15 protein-coding genes are annotated in these 15978 nt (G+C 37.9%); 13 read left to right on the top strand and 2 right to left on the bottom strand.

Annotation, left to right across the window (positions count from 1 at the left end):
* The 3 genes from ACFW35_RS09815 (at position 1) to glnA (ending at position 3204) form a co-directional block, all read left to right on the top strand.
* A complete protein-coding gene (locus ACFW35_RS09815) occupies positions 1 to 1269 on the top strand; it encodes an aminotransferase class I/II-fold pyridoxal phosphate-dependent enzyme (protein WP_379845417.1) in 1269 nt (422 codons plus the stop codon).
* Between the two features lie 122 nt (positions 1270 to 1391).
* Entirely contained in the window at positions 1392 to 1793 is a 402-nt protein-coding gene (locus ACFW35_RS09810; RefSeq protein ID WP_379845416.1) for a MerR family transcriptional regulator, read from the top strand.
* Between the two features lie 76 nt (positions 1794 to 1869).
* Entirely contained in the window at positions 1870 to 3204 is a 1335-nt protein-coding gene (glnA, locus tag ACFW35_RS09805) for a type I glutamate--ammonia ligase (RefSeq protein ID WP_379845414.1), read from the top strand.
* 183 nt (positions 3205 to 3387) lie between these two features.
* On the opposite strand, the gene ACFW35_RS09800 is transcribed toward glnA, so the two are convergent.
* The gene (locus tag ACFW35_RS09800) at positions 3388 to 4827 is read right to left on the bottom strand and encodes a phosphoesterase (protein ID WP_379845413.1); all 1440 of its coding nucleotides are present in this window, start codon (positions 4825 to 4827) and stop codon (positions 3388 to 3390) included.
* A gap of 699 nt (positions 4828 to 5526) precedes the next feature.
* Positions 5527 to 6141 carry a transcriptional repressor LexA gene (lexA, locus tag ACFW35_RS09795; protein ID WP_066289770.1) on the bottom strand — a complete coding sequence of 205 codons (615 nt, stop codon included), beginning with the start codon at positions 6139 to 6141 and terminating at the stop codon, positions 5527 to 5529.
* Positions 6142 to 6302: 161 nt separating this feature from the next.
* Between lexA and yneA the strand changes: the two genes are divergently transcribed.
* The 10 genes from yneA (at position 6303) to ACFW35_RS09745 (ending at position 15789) form a co-directional block, all read left to right on the top strand.
* Positions 6303 to 6569: a cell division suppressor protein YneA gene (gene yneA, locus ACFW35_RS09790; RefSeq protein WP_066289773.1), complete on the top strand. Its 267-nt coding sequence runs from the start codon at positions 6303 to 6305 to the stop codon at positions 6567 to 6569.
* 18 nt (positions 6570 to 6587) lie between these two features.
* Entirely contained in the window at positions 6588 to 7232 is a 645-nt protein-coding gene (locus ACFW35_RS09785; RefSeq protein WP_379845411.1) for a YneB family resolvase-like protein, read from the top strand.
* A 61-nt stretch (positions 7233 to 7293) separates the two neighbouring features.
* Positions 7294 to 7533, top strand: a complete 240-nt coding sequence (locus ACFW35_RS09780; RefSeq protein WP_379834001.1) for a DUF896 domain-containing protein — start codon at positions 7294 to 7296, stop codon at positions 7531 to 7533.
* A gap of 105 nt (positions 7534 to 7638) precedes the next feature.
* Positions 7639 to 7923 carry a HesB/YadR/YfhF family protein gene (locus ACFW35_RS09775; RefSeq protein WP_379845409.1) on the top strand — a complete coding sequence of 95 codons (285 nt, stop codon included), beginning with the start codon at positions 7639 to 7641 and terminating at the stop codon, positions 7921 to 7923.
* A 176-nt stretch (positions 7924 to 8099) separates the two neighbouring features.
* Positions 8100 to 10103: a transketolase gene (tkt, locus tag ACFW35_RS09770; protein ID WP_379845407.1), complete on the top strand. Its 2004-nt coding sequence runs from the start codon at positions 8100 to 8102 to the stop codon at positions 10101 to 10103.
* Positions 10104 to 10255: 152 nt separating this feature from the next.
* Positions 10256 to 10696, top strand: coding sequence for a sporulation inhibitor of replication protein SirA (gene sirA, locus ACFW35_RS09765; protein ID WP_379845405.1), 441 nt, complete (start codon positions 10256 to 10258; stop codon positions 10694 to 10696).
* Between the two features lie 78 nt (positions 10697 to 10774).
* Positions 10775 to 10993 carry a YneF family protein gene (locus ACFW35_RS09760; RefSeq protein WP_066241071.1) on the top strand — a complete coding sequence of 73 codons (219 nt, stop codon included), beginning with the start codon at positions 10775 to 10777 and terminating at the stop codon, positions 10991 to 10993.
* 77 nt (positions 10994 to 11070) lie between these two features.
* The gene (gene mnmH, locus ACFW35_RS09755) at positions 11071 to 12114 is read left to right on the top strand and encodes a tRNA 2-selenouridine(34) synthase MnmH (protein ID WP_379845403.1); all 1044 of its coding nucleotides are present in this window, start codon (positions 11071 to 11073) and stop codon (positions 12112 to 12114) included.
* Between the two features lie 115 nt (positions 12115 to 12229).
* Positions 12230 to 13981, top strand: coding sequence for an ABC transporter transmembrane domain-containing protein (locus tag ACFW35_RS09750; protein ID WP_379845401.1), 1752 nt, complete (start codon positions 12230 to 12232; stop codon positions 13979 to 13981).
* Positions 13978 to 15789: an ABC transporter ATP-binding protein gene (locus tag ACFW35_RS09745; protein WP_379845399.1), complete on the top strand. Its 1812-nt coding sequence runs from the start codon at positions 13978 to 13980 to the stop codon at positions 15787 to 15789. Before ACFW35_RS09750 ends, ACFW35_RS09745 begins: the two co-directional genes overlap by 4 nt.
* The last annotated feature ends 189 nt before the right edge of the window (positions 15790 to 15978 follow it).

The following is a 15978-nucleotide window of genomic DNA, read 5'->3' as shown; positions in this document are numbered from 1 at the left end:
ATGTATTCGCAGTTCCTAAATGGAGAAATCTTAGAGAAAACAGGAAAAATAGTATCCGAAAGAATAAAGGATATACATGAATCCATTGATTCTGTTGCACAGTTTAATCAGCTTAAAGTTTTAAAAGCATTTCAGAAAAATCATGTAGGAGATCATCATTTCAATCCAACTACAGGTTATGGATATGATGATTCTGGACGTGATACCCTCGAAAAAGTCTATGCTGATGTCTTTCAAGCAGAGGCAGCTATTGTCAGGCCGCAAATTATTTCCGGAACGCATGCTATCACATTATCTCTTTTTGGTGTGCTTCGTCCAGGTGATGAACTTGTATATATATCTGGAAAACCGTATGATACTTTAGAAGAAATTGTAGGTATCAGAGGAACAGGTGAAGGGTCATTAAAGGATTATAACATCTCCTACAGGCATATAGACTTAACTGAACAAGGAGAAATTGATTACGAAGCAGTAAAAGAATCCATTACAGAAAAGACAAAGATGATCGGTATTCAGCGTTCCAAAGGGTATGCTGATCGGCCGTCATTTACAGTGAATGATATTAAAGAAATGATTGAATTTGTAAAAAGTATAAAAGAAGACGTAATCGTATTTGTAGATAACTGTTATGGTGAATTCGTTGAACAAACGGAGCCGATTGAAGCAGGTGCAGATATCATTGCAGGATCTTTAATTAAAAATCCTGGCGGAGGTCTTGCGAAAACAGGAGGATACATCGCGGGAACAGAATCACTGATTAACAGAATTTCATATCGTCTTACCTCTCCTGGAATCGGAAGGGAAGCAGGTGCATCACTTTACAGTTTGCAAGAAATGTATCAAGGCTTTTTCTTAGCTCCTCACGTTACTGCACAGGCTTTAAAAGGAGCAGTTTTTACAGCTGCATTTTTGGAAGAGCTAGGCATGGAAACCCGGCCAGCATGGCATGAGAAAAGAACAGATCTTATCCAGTCCGTTATCTTTGGAGACAAAGAGAGAATGATTACATTTTGTCAGGCTATCCAAAAATCATCCCCAATTAATTCATTTGCAGTTCCATATCCTGATTACATGCCAGGTTATGAAGATGATGTAATTATGGCAGCAGGAACATTTATCCAAGGAGCGAGTATAGAACTTACTGCTGATGGACCGATCCGCCCTCCGTATATTGCATTTGTACAGGGCGGACTTACATTCGAACATGTTAAGATTGCTGTTATTTCTGCTGTTGATGAACTTTTAACACATGGTTTAATTAAAAAATAAGCATCTTAAAAAGGCCGATAAGGGCCTTTTTTTAATTTGATGTTACTTTTTCTAACATTATGTTTGACATGTTAGCTTTTCTGACATAAGATATAAAAAGAAGTTGAAAGGAGGTAGACAAAATGAACGATATGAACCGCAGGAACTTGCCTTTGTTCCCAATTAGCATTGTTATGCAGCTGACTGAGTTATCTGCAAGACAGATTCGCTATTACGAAGAACATAAATTGATTCATCCTGCAAGGACAGAAGGTAATCGTCGTTTGTTTTCTTTCAATGATGTTGATAAGCTTCTTGAGATTAAAGCACTGCTCGAACAAGGCGTGAATTTAGCGGGTATCAAAAGGGTATTTGAACTTAACGAACAGGCTGCTGAATTAATTAAAAATCAGCAAAATGTTCAAGGAGTTAAAGAAATTTCGGAATCTGCGCTTCATCGCCGCTTAAAAAGGGAATTGATTCATGCAGGAAGACACGGGAAAACATCTTTAATCCAAGGAGAACTTTCCAGGTTTTTTCATTAAACAAAAACTGAATAATACTTATTAGGTGAACAATCGCCTTAAACAGGCGTTTTTATATTTAAAGGAGGAGAAAGATTTGGCAAAGTATACAAAAGATGACATTTTAAGAATGGTAAAAGAAGAAAATGTAAGATTCATTCGTTTACAATTCACAGATTTATTGGGTGTAATTAAAAACGTTGAGATTCCAATCGGACAGCTTGAAAAAGCTTTAGATAATAAAATGATGTTTGACGGATCTTCTATTGAAGGTTTTGTACGAATTGAAGAATCTGATATGAACCTATTCCCTGATTTAGGTACATTTATAATCTTCCCTTGGACATCTGAAAAAGGTAAAGTTGCACGTTTGATCTGTGATATCTACATGCCCGATGGAAATCCATTCGATGGAGACCCGCGCGGTATTCTAAAGCGAGTATTAAAAGAGATGGAAGATCTAGGATTCTCAGACTTCAACATTGGACCTGAGCCAGAATTCTTCTTGTTCAAAAATGATGAAAAAGGTGAACCAACACTTGAATTAAATGATAAAGGCGGATACTTCGACCTTGCTCCAACAGACCTTGGTGAAAACTGCCGAAGAGATATTGTACTAGAGCTTGAAGATATGGGCTTTGAGATTGAAGCATCTCACCATGAAGTAGCACCTGGTCAGCATGAAATTGACTTTAAATATGCGGATGCAGTGAGCACATGTGATAACATCCAAACGTTTAAACTTGCTGTAAAAACAATTGCACGTAAGCACGGACTTCACGCTACTTTCATGGCAAAACCATTATTCGGTGTAAACGGTTCTGGTATGCATGCTAACATGTCTTTATTTAAAGACGGCGAAAATGTGTTCTATGATGAAAAGTCTCAAACAGGCTTAAGTGAAACGGCAATGCATTTCTTGGCTGGTATCCTAAAGCACGCACAAGGTTTTACAGCAATTACAAACCCTACTGTAAACTCTTATAAGCGTTTAGTGCCTGGCTATGAAGCACCATGTTATGTAGCTTGGTCTATGCAAAACAGAAGTCCGTTAATTCGTATTCCAGCTTCACGCGGTATCAGCACACGTATCGAAGTTCGAAGTGTTGATCCAACGGCTAACCCGTATCTTGCAATGGCAGTATTGCTTGCATCAGGTCTTGATGGAATCAAGAACAAATTAGCTGCTCCGAAGCCTGTAGACCGCAACATCTATGTAATGGATAAAGATGAGCGCGAAGCAGAAGGAATTCAAGATCTCCCAGCAACATTAAAAGAAGCTCTAGTACTTTTCAGTAAAAATGAAGTTCTGACAAAAGCTCTTGGTGAGCACGCTACAGAACATTTCATAGAAGCGAAAGAGATCGAGTGGGATATGTTCCGTACACAAGTTCACCCTTGGGAACGCGAACAATATATGAGCATGTATTAAAACCTGTAAACCCCTGATACCATTGGTGTCAGGGGTTTTTATGTTTATTCCCAGTTGCATCTTTTTAACCTATTTGATTGTGATCGGAGTCCCGTCAAACTTAGTGAATGAGAAACCACAAAATTTCTCATTGTAGGTCGCCCTGTAGTCCCTAAGAATGCTTATTGCGACGTCTTCACCAAGTTACATCCCCTCAATCCCATCAGAACGCCAATGGACGCCGGCTGTATCGCGGCCTAGGGAGATATTTGCGGCCAGTTTATTCAATTCCCCGCCTATTGTCAATGGTTCTCCTGAATAAGGAAGCAATGAGAGGCCATCCGAACTGGCGGCGACTGGATTTGGAATCTCAAACGATTCTTTAAAGAATGCCTTGAGAATAGTGGCTCCGGCCCCAGCGATGGCTGCGTGGCCAGCTGGGTAAGCCGAATGGGTTGGGCAGCCTTCCGGATAGGACATAGGAAGCAGGTAGCTGCGGAACTTTTTGAATACCTTACAAATCACCTTGGAATTGAGGAGTTCTGAGTTTATCGGGTAGCATTGTGCACCTATCATATGGTTGTGGACGCGTCCTCCGAACTCCTCGGGACGTAGTCTGCGGTGGACAAGGAATTTTTGGAACCAGGCTGCCTCAAGTGCTGCCCGCCCCACTTTTGTAACTAAATCAAGAATATGTGGGGCCCCGAAGGTAATAAAACCACCTTGGGTTTCTGATTTAAGGTAGGGGTTGGATTCATCTAATGCTCCTATGCCGTAGCTCAGCAGAACTAAACAAGCGGAAAGTGGACCCTGGAAGGAAAAGTCCTGATGAACATATTCACCCAAATCCCTTCCATTGCGGATATAGCGGGGTGTAGGGTCGAATAACGCTGCCGCAGGAGTTGAGCCGTTCTGGACATCCAACCATTTATCATATGATGTCATATGATCAGATCCTCTCACAGTTGTACGATATCGTTGAATGATTGTTGTCGCACCATAGGGGATGTCTTTCAATAGAAATTGGGAGACATAAGGACCTGTTAAGTCACCAGGTGTGTCTCCGCGGAATAGCGTACCAGTTGTGACTTTGCCGTCGGCTTTCGGTCCGCGAAAATCAGAAAATGAGGATAAATCTGAAGCTGCTTCCATGGTAAGTGGATTGGTGCCGTACTCAAGAAAAGGCACATCGCGGGTCAGCGCCTGCCAATATAGTTCAGCCATTTCACCAGCCTCCCAAGCACTGTTAAAGGAAGGAGGTACAGCGATACCTAAGTTGTGGCAATCAGTTCCCGCAAGATCAAATGCGTAAACGGCTTGAGGATTTGCAAGCTTGACGTCACCGCCGAGAGGAATAGATTCAAAATGGCGTTTCTTACCTGTTTTTAAGGCCTTAATAAATTGGTTATATGCCTGGAGGTCAACCTCGCCAAGGGAATTATGTGGCAACCCCTTAGAAAAGCTGCCAATTTTAGTTGGATACAATTGTTCGTCACCATTACATGGATGTTTAGTGAGAGGAAGTTTCATTTGGGAAGCTGCTGCCTTAAGACGAACTTGAAATGCTTTCTCATTGCGCTCTATTGAATTTAAAGGTCCGATTAAACAGTTTTTTTTATTATTAGACTTGTTGTTTTTTGCCATCTTATCACCTATTTATTTTATTATGATACTAGGAAAAAATCCTACTTTCTCCGATGTTAATATCTTTATTTTAAAATATTCTTTAGCCCCCTAATCTCTTACTTCAACTGGTTTATTATATTCATTTTTTTTTTATAAGAATAGGTTGTTCACCAATACGAATTAGCCAATTTACTCTTATTAGACCGTGTCCTTTAGCAGGCGAAACAGGAAGCCTTTTCAATTAAAGGATTTGTTTTTTATCTATTTCGCAAATGGAAATCAGAAGAGAATAAAGGAAAATGAAATTATACTTGATATTTTTTGCAAAAAAAAAACAAGCCGGTAATTTTTATTTACAGCTTGTCTAATCGCAAATATTATACTTAATGAATACTTCTATATACGACGATAACTTTCCCTAAAATTGTACACTAATTTATAGACTACCACTGTATCTCCCTTACGCAGAACTTTAAGAAGCTCGTCCAATTGAGGGTCTATTACCATGGGTGGCGAATAGAATGGTCTATTGCTATGTATCACGTAATATTTTCAATCAATGGTTATGTATTTTATCTTTTTCGTAAATGGAAAGCTGAAGAAAAAAATTAGTAATTACCTCTTTTAATTTTTTAGTATTGTTAATATCCGATGAATTTGAAGGTGCAAAAAAACAAGCCATTTTTAAAAAATAGCTTGCTTAAATAAATTGATGAATTAATGAATACTTCTGTAAACACCTATTACTTTACCTAAGATTGTACAGCTCTGCAGAATAATAGGCTCCATAGAAGAGTTCTCTGGCTGAAGCCTGATATGATTCTTTTCTTTAAAGAATCGTTTTACAGTTGCTTCATCTTCGTCAGTCATTGCAACGATAATATCTCCATTATTTGCTGTTGGCTGCTGTTTTACAACAACTAAGTCTTTATTAAAAATTCCTGCTTCGATCATACTGTCTCCAACTACGGAAAGCATAAAGACATTTTCGTCTCCAACAACATGTTCGGGAAGAGGGAAATATTCTTCAACATTTTCAACAGCGCTGATAGGAAGCCCTGCAGTTACTTTACCGATTACCGGAATCGACACAGATCTGACAGAAGGAATATTATCTTCTAACCCTAATACCTCGATTGCTCTTGGCTTAGTTGGATCCCTGCGTATTAGCCCCTTTTTCTCAAGTCTTGCTAAATGTCCATGGACAGTAGAACTCGAAGCAAGTCCAACGGCTTCACCAATTTCTCTAACGGAAGGCGGATAGCCTTTTTGTGATACTTCTTCTTTTATAAAAGCCAGAATATCCAATTGCCGTCTGGATAACTTAGTCATTTTTAAGCACCTCACCAGATTTTTTATCTATAAAAAAGTATAGCATGGCATTCTTGCAGATACAAACATAAGTTCGAAAAAATGTGTTGACACCGAACAAACGTTCCAGTTATTATAAAGATAATAAATACGAACAAACGTTTGTTGAAAGGGGAATAATAATGAAACAAGGGACGTTGCATGTTATTGTATTTTTAGGTTTAGTAGGGGGAATCTTTTTTACATTATCAAATCTTGCATCACAGGATAAACAATATATAGAAGTTACTATTGAAGAAGGAGAGTCATTATGGAGTCTTTCTGAAGAATATAATGCTAAACATCATTATTCCAACTGGGAATTTATTAAATGGGTAGAACAAAAGAACAGTGTAAACGCGGCGGCTGTATTTCCAGGCCAGAAAGTAATAATTCCGGTTAATAAATAAAAAGCAGGTCTTTAATCTATGAAAGCTATCATTTATTGCAGAGTCAGTACAGAAAAAGATGAACAAACCACATCAATCGAAAGACAAAAAGCAGAGCTGTTGAAACTGGCAGATCAATTTAATCTAGAAGTAATTAATTGTATATCAGAAAAGGCTAGCGGCTATTCACTGGAACGTAATGAGCTATTGAGTGTTTTGGATATGGCAAGGGATGGTGAGTTTCAGTATCTGCTTGTTCAGGATGATACTCGTTTAGGAAGAGGCAAGGCTAAGATGGCAATTCTACATCAATTAATTAAATACAATATAAAAGTGTTTACATTATCACATAACGGAGAATACACTTTAACTGAAGCAGATGAAATGGTTCTGGATATTGTCTCAACAGTTGAGGAATATCAGCGAAAGCTCCATAATATGAAGATCAAAAGAGGTATGAAAAAAGCGGTAAAAGATGGCTATAAACCTCAGAAAAATCTGAAGAACAAAACTTATGGAGGCCGTGAAAAGAAAGAAGTACCTATACACGAAATAGTCCGGCTAAAAGAAATGAAGCTTACTTTTCATGATATTGCTGCCACACTCAGGGGGCTAGGCTATAACATTTCAAAAGCCACTGTTCATCGAAGATACAGAGAATATATGGAAAATACCGATAACTAGAAATTCCTTTTCTACTCATGTAAGATTGAGAGAAAGAGATCGGAAAAAGGAGTTTTTATAGATGCTATCTAAAGATAAAATGCAAAGAATAAATGAACTATCCAGAAAATCCAAGCAAACAGAATTATCAAAAGAAGAAAAGATTGAACAAAAGAAACTGAGAGAAGAATATCTCCAAGTGTTTAGAAAATCTTTTGTTCAAGACTTGCATGGCGTTACATTTGTAGATCCAAACGGAAATGATGTAACACCTGAAAAACTAAAAAGAAGCAAAGACAATAAAAATAACCTTAAACATTAATACTTAATGCCTATTTGCAAGAATGCAAAAAGGCATTTTTTTCTGTTGCATTAAATATTTATTAGTATATACTGTTATATAACAACTTTGAAAGGGGAGAATATTTTGACTTTTTCAATCACGAGTGCAGCTGCTAATCTTTATAAAGATATCGAATTAGGAGCAAAAGAAGGTTTGCGTTTTTTTGTGAAGTATGCGGGAAGCGGTGATTCGGGCGGCTTTTCACTTGGTGTAACTCCTGCGGTGCCAGAAGAAAATGACTACATTCAGGAAGTTGAAGGATTAAGATTTTTTGTTAAAGCAGAAGAAAGCTGGTTTGCTGAAAATATGAAGCTTGATTATGACGAAAAAACGGATTATTTCTCTTGTCAGATTCCCGGTTTAGCTTAATATAAATTAAACCGCCTGTACTATAACAACGTATTCGTTGCTATAGTTTCAGGCGGTTTTTGTATGAACTGAAGAGGGTAATGGTAAAATAACAGTAGTTTACAAAGTGTTTACCTTGTCTAATTGGACATGAAGGTTTATTATGTAATTCAAAACTGTTTAGTACATATGAAGGGATGATTTTTTTGTCACGTAATATTGATGAATTAGCAATTAATACGATCAGAACACTATCAATTGACAGCATAGAAAAGGCCAATTCCGGCCATCCAGGAATGCCTATGGGTTCAGCCCCAATGGCATATAGCCTTTGGGCGAAATATATGAACCATAATCCATCTAATCCAGAATGGTTTAACCGTGACCGCTTTGTTTTATCAGCGGGCCATGGATCAATGCTATTGTATAGCTTGCTTCATTTAAGCGGTTATGGGTTAACGATTGAAGACTTGCAGCAATTTAGACAATGGGGAAGCAAAACTCCTGGACATCCTGAATACGGTCATACAGTCGGTGTAGAAGCAACCACCGGCCCACTTGGACAAGGAATTGCGATGGCTGTTGGAATGGCTATGGCAGAACGTCACCTGGCTGCGAAATATAACCGTGATGGACACGAAGTGATAAATCATTATACGTATTCCATCTGTGGTGATGGGGACTTGATGGAAGGTGTATCTGCAGAAGCTGCTTCTTTAGCTGGGCACCTTGGATTAGGAAGAATGATTGTGCTTTATGATTCGAATGACATTTCTTTAGATGGTGATCTGCATCATTCATTCTCAGAGAATGTACAGCAAAGATTTGAAGCATACGGCTGGCAAGTTCTTTTTGTAGAAGATGGAACTAACTTGGAAGAAATCGAAAAGGCTATAGCAGAAGCTCGTGAAGAGTTAAACAAGCCGACACTTATTGAAGTTAAAACAGTAATCGGACACGGTTCACCGAATAAGTCTGGTAAATCTGCTTCACATGGTGCACCACTAGGGAAAGACGAAATCCTGTTAACAAAAGAAGCATACAAGTGGACATTTGAAAATGATTTCCACGTTCCTGAAGAAGTTAAATCACATTTTGAAAAGTTAAAGTCTGAAGGTCAGTCAAAAGAAGATGAATGGAATAAGCAATTCAAGGCATATGAAGAAGCTTATCCTGAATTAGCTCAAGAACTTCAAGAAGCTATTAAAGGAAGTCTGCCAGAAAACTGGGATCAAAATATGCCTGAATTTGATAAGGCGATTGCTACTCGTTCTTCTGCTGGAAAAGCGTTAAATGTACTTGCTAAAAACGTTCCATCAATCTTTGGAGGCTCCGCGGATTTAGCTGGTTCAAACAAAACACTTCTAGAGGGCGAAGTAAACTTTAGCCGAAACGATTACAGCGGCCGCAACATCTGGTTTGGTGTTCGTGAATTCGCAATGGGAGCGGCATTAAACGGAATGGCTCTCCATGGAGGACTTAAGGTATACGGTGGAACATTTTTTGTTTTCTCCGATTACGTTCGTCCAGCAATTCGTTTGTCTGCTTTAATGGGTCTGCCAGTGACTTATGTATTAACACATGACAGTGTGATGGTAGGTGAGGATGGTCCTACACATGAGCCTGTTGAACAGCTTGCTTCATTGCGTGCCCTTCCAAATCTTAACTTGATTCGTCCAGCTGACGGATATGAATCAAACGCAGCTTGGAAGATTGCAGTTGAAAGTACGGATCAGCCAACAGCGCTTGTTTTAAGCCGTCAGGATTTGCCTATTTTGAAAAACACAAAAGAAAAAGCTTATGAAGGTGTAAAACGCGGTGCGTATGTAGTATCGCCATCTGAATCAGAAGTGGAAGTGCTTCTTCTTTCTGCAGGTTCAGAGGTTAGTTTGGCAGTAGAAGCTCAAGAACTTCTGAAAAATGAAGGAATCTCAGCATCTGTTGTTTCCATGCCTTCTTGGGAGAGCTTTGACAAGCAGGATTCAGATTATAAAGAATCAGTGCTTCCAAAGCATATTACGAAACGCTTAGCGATTGAAATGGGTGCTTCATTAGGCTGGCATAAATATGTTGGACTAGAAGGAGAAACATTAGCCATTGATACTTTTGGAGCTTCTGCACCTGGAGAAGTTATCCAGAAAGAATATGGTTTTACTCCTGAAAATGTAGTGAAGCGTGTTAAAGAGATGCTAAATAAGTAAAAATGTTTTTTAAGAAAGAAGGTCTTCAATCGAAAACCTTCTTTTCTTTGTTTTTCGACAAAAAAAGTTATTTTTCACTCTGTTTTTTAGACAAGCTTTTCTCCATTTTTTGTATATACTTGTCAGCAAAGAAGTTGGAGAGGAGCTTTTTCATGAGAGAATTTTTTATATATTTAATAACAAAAGAAGTTGCTCATTCCTACTATGGAAAAGAAAATAAGCTTTTTCAATTATTTTTTGAAGAACAGCGTACATCTGGGATTTCTAAACAAATATTAAATAAACAGATCGGTTACATAACATCCTCTATCTCCGTTTCGCAGCTAGAGGAACATTTTAGGCAGCAATTAAGTGATAAGTATGACTGGCGGTGTGAAGGTCAATCATATACACTTCCGTGCAAAAATAGCACAGTAAGAATAGAGCTGAACGATCGTTATCTCCATTTATACAGCATTGGTAATTTTGAAGCAGAAACGATTGTGTTTGAAGCGTTAAGGCAATTTGAGTCATACTTCTTAGCGATGGATTATGGAGAAAGAAAATATGGATGGCTGTCACCATTTAAATTGAACATGGTGTATGCCACTTAATTAACTTTCAAATGTTGTATGTAACCTATAACTTGTAGTAAACTAGTTCTAGACAACATGAAGGAGGAAGTTTTAACAATGGGTACTGGTATGATAATCCTTGTGTGTGCACTTTCGCTGATTGCAGGCGTTGCGATCGGATTTTTTATTGCCCGCAAGTATATGATGAGTTATTTACAAAAAAATCCACCGATTAATGAAAATATGTTGCGTGTGATGATGATGCAGATGGGTCAAAAGCCTTCTCAAAAGAAAATTAATCAAATGATGCAGGCTATGAACAAGCAAATGAAGTAAGTGTACAAGCACCCTGAGTAAAATCGGGTGCTTGTTTTCGTTCTAATTGCTTAAAACGTCAAAAAAGGATGATGATTATGACCGATATAAAAACAATCCAGATAAATGAAATAGTTTCTGATTCACATCTGCTTTTTGATGTCAGGTCTCCTAAAGAATATGAAGAATATCATATCCCTGGTGCAAAATGCTTAAGTATTTTTTCGAATGATGAAAGAGCGGAAATTGGGACGATTTATAAGCAAAATAGCAAGGAACAAGCGATTGAACGCGGACTGGAGATTGCAGCTCCGAAACTTCCGGAATTGTTAAAAAAGATTAAGAACGAAATGGTAAATAATCCAGATAAGCAGGTTGTGATCTATTGTGCGAGAGGCGGAATGCGTTCTAAAAGTATTGCACAAACAATGTCTATCTTGGGTATAGAGTGTTTACAGCTGGATGGCGGGATACGTTCTTATAGGAAGCAAATTGAAAAAATGCTTGAGGAGTATGCTCAAAATCCGAAAAAAATCATAGTTATTGAAGGCTATACAGGGACTATGAAAACTAAATTTTTGGAGAAGCTGCAGGATGAAGGTTATCCGGTTATAAATTTAGAGGGAATGGCTAGTCATAAAGGGTCAATTTTTGGAAGAATTGGAGAAGAACCAGCTTCACAGAAAAAGTTTGAATCAAGATTGTTTGAGCGTTTAAAGGAACTAAAAGACTCTCCTGTTTTAATTATTGAATCTGAAAGCAAAAGAATAGGAAGGGTCGTTGTTCCCGACTTTTTGCTAGAAGGCAAGTATTCGGGCACCCGCATCCATATTGATATGCCTTTTGGAATGCGAGTAAAATATATTTGTGATGTATATGATCCGCTGTTTCATAGAGAAGAAATCGAAGAAGCAGTTCTGAAACTCTTTAAAAGAATTCCGTTTCCTATCATGACGGAGATCAAAGAAGCACTCACACAGCAAGATTATGAAAAAGTCGTCTCTTTCTTACTTGAAAATTATTATGATCCAAAGTATGAGTTTGCCGAACAAAAGTATGAAAGTCAATGTATCAAGGTGGGTGGAGATTCCTTTGATTACCTTTACAACGAAATTAAGAACGAAATTAACAAAATTCTTTAACTCATTTTAAAGACCGCTTTAAAGGTGGTCTTATTTTTATGAATTTTTTTCTTTTCGGAATTTTCATATATTGGTAAACTATACTTGTTTTATTTGCATATATGGGGGGACAGACATGAAAGTTTTTATGCAATTAATGTGGTATTTCAAACAAGAGAAGCTTCGATATCTAGGTGGTATCATTATGCTTGCGTTTGTTTCACTTTGTCTGCTAGTGCCGCCTAAAATTGTGGGTCTAACCGTCGATCACATTAAGGAAGGTACTTTAACGGATGAATTGTTATGGCAATATGGAGCATTGCTTATTGCAATTGCTGTGGGGATCTATGTTCTAAGGTATATTTGGAGAATATTAATTTTTGGGGCTGCTGTTAAACTTGCTATGCTGCTAAGAAACAGACTTTATGAGCACTTCACAAAAAAGTCTCAGGAATTTTATCAAAAGCGCCGTGTGGGAGATCTTATGGCTCACTCGACAAATGACCTTCAAGCGATTCAGCAAACGGCAGGAGATGGTGTTCTGACCTTAGTAGATTCATTGATGATGGGTGGATTTACACTGATTGCGATGGCCTCGACGATTAGCTGGAAGCTTACGCTTGTAAGTTTGCTTCCTTTGCCTGTAATGGCATGGGCGACGAATAAATATGGAACCATGCTTCACAAACGATTTCACAGCGCACAGGAAGCATTTTCATCACTTAACGATAAAGTGCAGGAAAGTATATCGGGAACACGTGTAATTAAAGCATTCGGACAGGAAAGAGATGATATTAACAGCTTTACAGAACTATCGAAGGATGCTGTTAGAAAGAATATGGCAGTTGCTCGAATAGATTCATTGTTTGATCCTACAATTTCACTTATTATCGGTTTTTCATTCTTTCTAGCAGTAAGCTATGGGTCATCTTTGGTCATTCAGGGAGAACTGTCAATAGGGGAACTTGTGTCGTTCACCAGTTACCTGGGACTATTAATCTGGCCAATGCTTGCATTTGGCTGGCTGTTTAATATCGTGGAAAGAGGAAGAGCATCATATGATCGGATAGAAACGTTACTGGCAGTTAATGAGGAGATTAATGATGAGGGGACAATATCTACTCTGCCGAAAGGTAATATTGAATTTCACCTTAAGGAATTTAGTTATCTGAATAAAACTCCTGTCTTAAAAGACGTCAGTTTTACTATAGAAACCGGGCAGTCAATGGGCATCGTCGGCAAAACAGGAAGCGGGAAAACAACACTTTGCAGGTTGCTGCTCCGTGAATATCACATAATGAGAGGTGATATTTCACTTGATGGAAAGGATATCTGTGATTACCGGCTGCATATTTTACGATCTGCGATTGGTTATGTACCTCAAGACCATTTTCTATTCTCTGCTACCATCGCAGAAAACATTGCTTTTGGAAATATAGATGCTCCTTTTGCGGACATAAAAGATGCTGCAAATACATCTTCCATTCATAAAGATATTGCACAATTTAAATATGGATATGAAACAGTAGTTGGTGAAAGGGGTGTAACGTTATCAGGAGGGCAAAAGCAACGGATATCTATAGCAAGGTCTCTAGTAACTGACCCTGAAATTTTAATTTTGGATGATTCTTTATCTGCTGTTGATGCAAAAACTGAGGAAGAAATCCTCCGGAACTTAAAAGGAAAAAGAAAAAACAAAACAACTATTATTACCGCTCACAGATTGTCTTCAATTGCTCATTGTGACTTGATTATCGTTATGGATAACGGCACCATTATTCAAAGGGGTACACATCAGTCCTTATTATGTGAAGAGGGCTGGTATAAGGATACTTACGAAAGGCAAGCTCTTGAAACGCTGATCGCACAAGGAGGTGGAAACAGATGAGTGGAGACGGCAATGTACACTCTGACGAAGAATTGAATCGTATGAATCAATGGACCGTTTTTAAACGTCTCATGTCATATACAAAAATGCATAAAAAACGTCTATCGATTGCCTTTCTTCTCCTATTGGCTGCAACTGCATCTGAACTTACAGCACCGATATTAGTCAAAACGTTTATTGATGATTATTTAACACCTCGAATTTTCGATCAAAAAGCACTTATTATTCTTGGGTGCAGCTATATTGGTCTAATTGTGCTGTCTGCAACCGTAAATTACATTCAATTTGTCTTGTTCCAGTCAGTAGCTTTAGACATCATTCAAACTTTAAGGATTCAAGTATTCTCAAAAGTACATTCATTAGGTTTGAAATTCTTTGACCGCACGCCGGTTGGAAGTCTTGTTTCCAGAATTACGAATGACACTGAGGCAGTTAAAGATCTATATGTAAGTGTTCTGTCCACATTTGTTCAGAATATCGTTTTTCTATTCGGTATATTTGGGTTTATGTTTTATCTAAATGTGAAACTTGCGGTTTTTTGTTTAGGAATATTGCCTTTTATTATCTGTATCATGTGGCTGTACAGAAAGTATAGTTCGAAATCTTTTTATGAAATGAGAGAAAAGCTCAGCCAGTTAAATGCTAAATTGAATGAGTCACTGCAAGGGATGTCTATCGTTCAAGTCTTTAACCAGCAAAAAAGGCTGAGAGAAGAGTTTGCCAAAGTTAACAATGAACATAATGATGCTCAGATGAAAAATATAAAATATAATGGCTTGCTTTTAAGACCTGCTGTAGACCTTATCTATATGCTGGCTCTACTGATGATCTTATCATTTTTTGGAATTAAGTCGTTTAATTCAGCAGTTGAAATCGGTGTAATCTATGCTTTTATTAATTATTTGGATCGTTTTTTTGAACCTGTAAACATGATGATGATGCGTCTTTCGATCTTTCAGCAAGCAGTCGTTTCAGCGGGAAGAGTGTTTACAGTAATGGACGAAACTGAACTCGCACCAGTAAAAAGAGACAAAGTACAATTAGACCCTATTATAGGCAATGGGAAAATTGAATTTAAAGATGTTACGTTTTCATATGATGGTGAACAAGAAGTGCTTAAAAATATATCATTCACTGCCAACCCAGGAGAAACGGTTGCATTAGTAGGCCATACCGGCAGCGGCAAAAGCTCCATTATTAATTTGCTTATGCGTTTTTATGATGTGGAGAAAGGTGAAATATTGATCGATGATATTCCTTTATCACATTTCGAAAATGATGAACTCCGAAAAAAAGTAGGTCTTGTACTTCAGGATCCATTTTTGTTCGTGGGAGATATCGCTCAAAATATTCGATTATATAACAAAGAAATCACAGATGAAGATGTTAAAGAAGCGGCACAATTTGTTCAAGCTTCAAGCTTTATTGAAAAGTTGCCCCAAGAATATAACACGATGCTGGGTGAAAGAGGAGCTGCATTTTCGAGCGGGCAAAGACAGCTTATTTCATTTGCGAGAACCATGGCTTTTTCTCCTAGGATACTGATTTTAGATGAAGCAACAGCTAACATAGATACAGAGACTGAAGAAGAGATACAGCTTGCTCTTCATAAAATGAGAAGCGGAAGAACAACGATCGCAATCGCGCACAGGTTATCAACGATTCAGGATGCTGAGTTAATCTTAGTTCTTCATAAAGGAGAAATTATTGAAAGAGGAACACATCAAGAGCTATTAAAGCAGCGTGGTTTATATCATAAGATGTTTTTGCTCCAGCATGGTACAGATTCAATAGAGGAAGTAGGTTAGTCGGCTGGTTTCGCAATCTTAAATAAATAGCGGATGTCCTGGAGCGGAATCAACATCTTCTAATACCAACAATGTTATCAAAACAGCCAAATAAAAAGAGGGTGACTAAAAAATTTTTATTTTGAGCCACCCTTTTTTTGTCTGAAATTTTTCGAATTTATGAATATATCTATTATGTCATTGACTTAT

This window comes from Fictibacillus sp. NPDC058756, assembly GCF_042746035.1.
In the GTDB taxonomy this organism is placed as follows: domain Bacteria; phylum Bacillota; class Bacilli; order Bacillales; family Fictibacillaceae; genus Fictibacillus.
This window is presented reverse-complemented; position numbering and strand designations above follow the sequence as displayed.

What these genes read in the sequence shown, in the direction of transcription:
- ACFW35_RS09815 (WP_379845417.1), top strand. Translation starts at nt 1, where the DNA reads ATGTATTCGCAGTTCCTAAATGGAGAAATCTTAGAGAAAACAGGAAAA.
- ACFW35_RS09810 (WP_379845416.1), top strand. Translation starts at nt 1,392, where the DNA reads ATGAACGATATGAACCGCAGGAACTTGCCTTTGTTCCCAATTAGCATT.
- ACFW35_RS09800 (WP_379845413.1), bottom strand. Translation starts at nt 4,827, where the DNA reads ATGGCAAAAAACAACAAGTCTAATAATAAAAAAAACTGTTTAATCGGA.
- lexA (WP_066289770.1), bottom strand. Translation starts at nt 6,141, where the DNA reads ATGACTAAGTTATCCAGACGGCAATTGGATATTCTGGCTTTTATAAAA.
- yneA (WP_066289773.1), top strand. Translation starts at nt 6,303, where the DNA reads ATGAAACAAGGGACGTTGCATGTTATTGTATTTTTAGGTTTAGTAGGG.
- ACFW35_RS09785 (WP_379845411.1), top strand. Translation starts at nt 6,588, where the DNA reads ATGAAAGCTATCATTTATTGCAGAGTCAGTACAGAAAAAGATGAACAA.
- ACFW35_RS09780 (WP_379834001.1), top strand. Translation starts at nt 7,294, where the DNA reads ATGCTATCTAAAGATAAAATGCAAAGAATAAATGAACTATCCAGAAAA.
- tkt (WP_379845407.1), top strand. Translation starts at nt 8,100, where the DNA reads ATGATTTTTTTGTCACGTAATATTGATGAATTAGCAATTAATACGATC.
- sirA (WP_379845405.1), top strand. Translation starts at nt 10,256, where the DNA reads ATGAGAGAATTTTTTATATATTTAATAACAAAAGAAGTTGCTCATTCC.
- ACFW35_RS09760 (WP_066241071.1), top strand. Translation starts at nt 10,775, where the DNA reads ATGGGTACTGGTATGATAATCCTTGTGTGTGCACTTTCGCTGATTGCA.
- mnmH (WP_379845403.1), top strand. Translation starts at nt 11,071, where the DNA reads ATGACCGATATAAAAACAATCCAGATAAATGAAATAGTTTCTGATTCA.
- ACFW35_RS09750 (WP_379845401.1), top strand. Translation starts at nt 12,230, where the DNA reads ATGAAAGTTTTTATGCAATTAATGTGGTATTTCAAACAAGAGAAGCTT.
- ACFW35_RS09745 (WP_379845399.1), top strand. Translation starts at nt 13,978, where the DNA reads ATGAGTGGAGACGGCAATGTACACTCTGACGAAGAATTGAATCGTATG.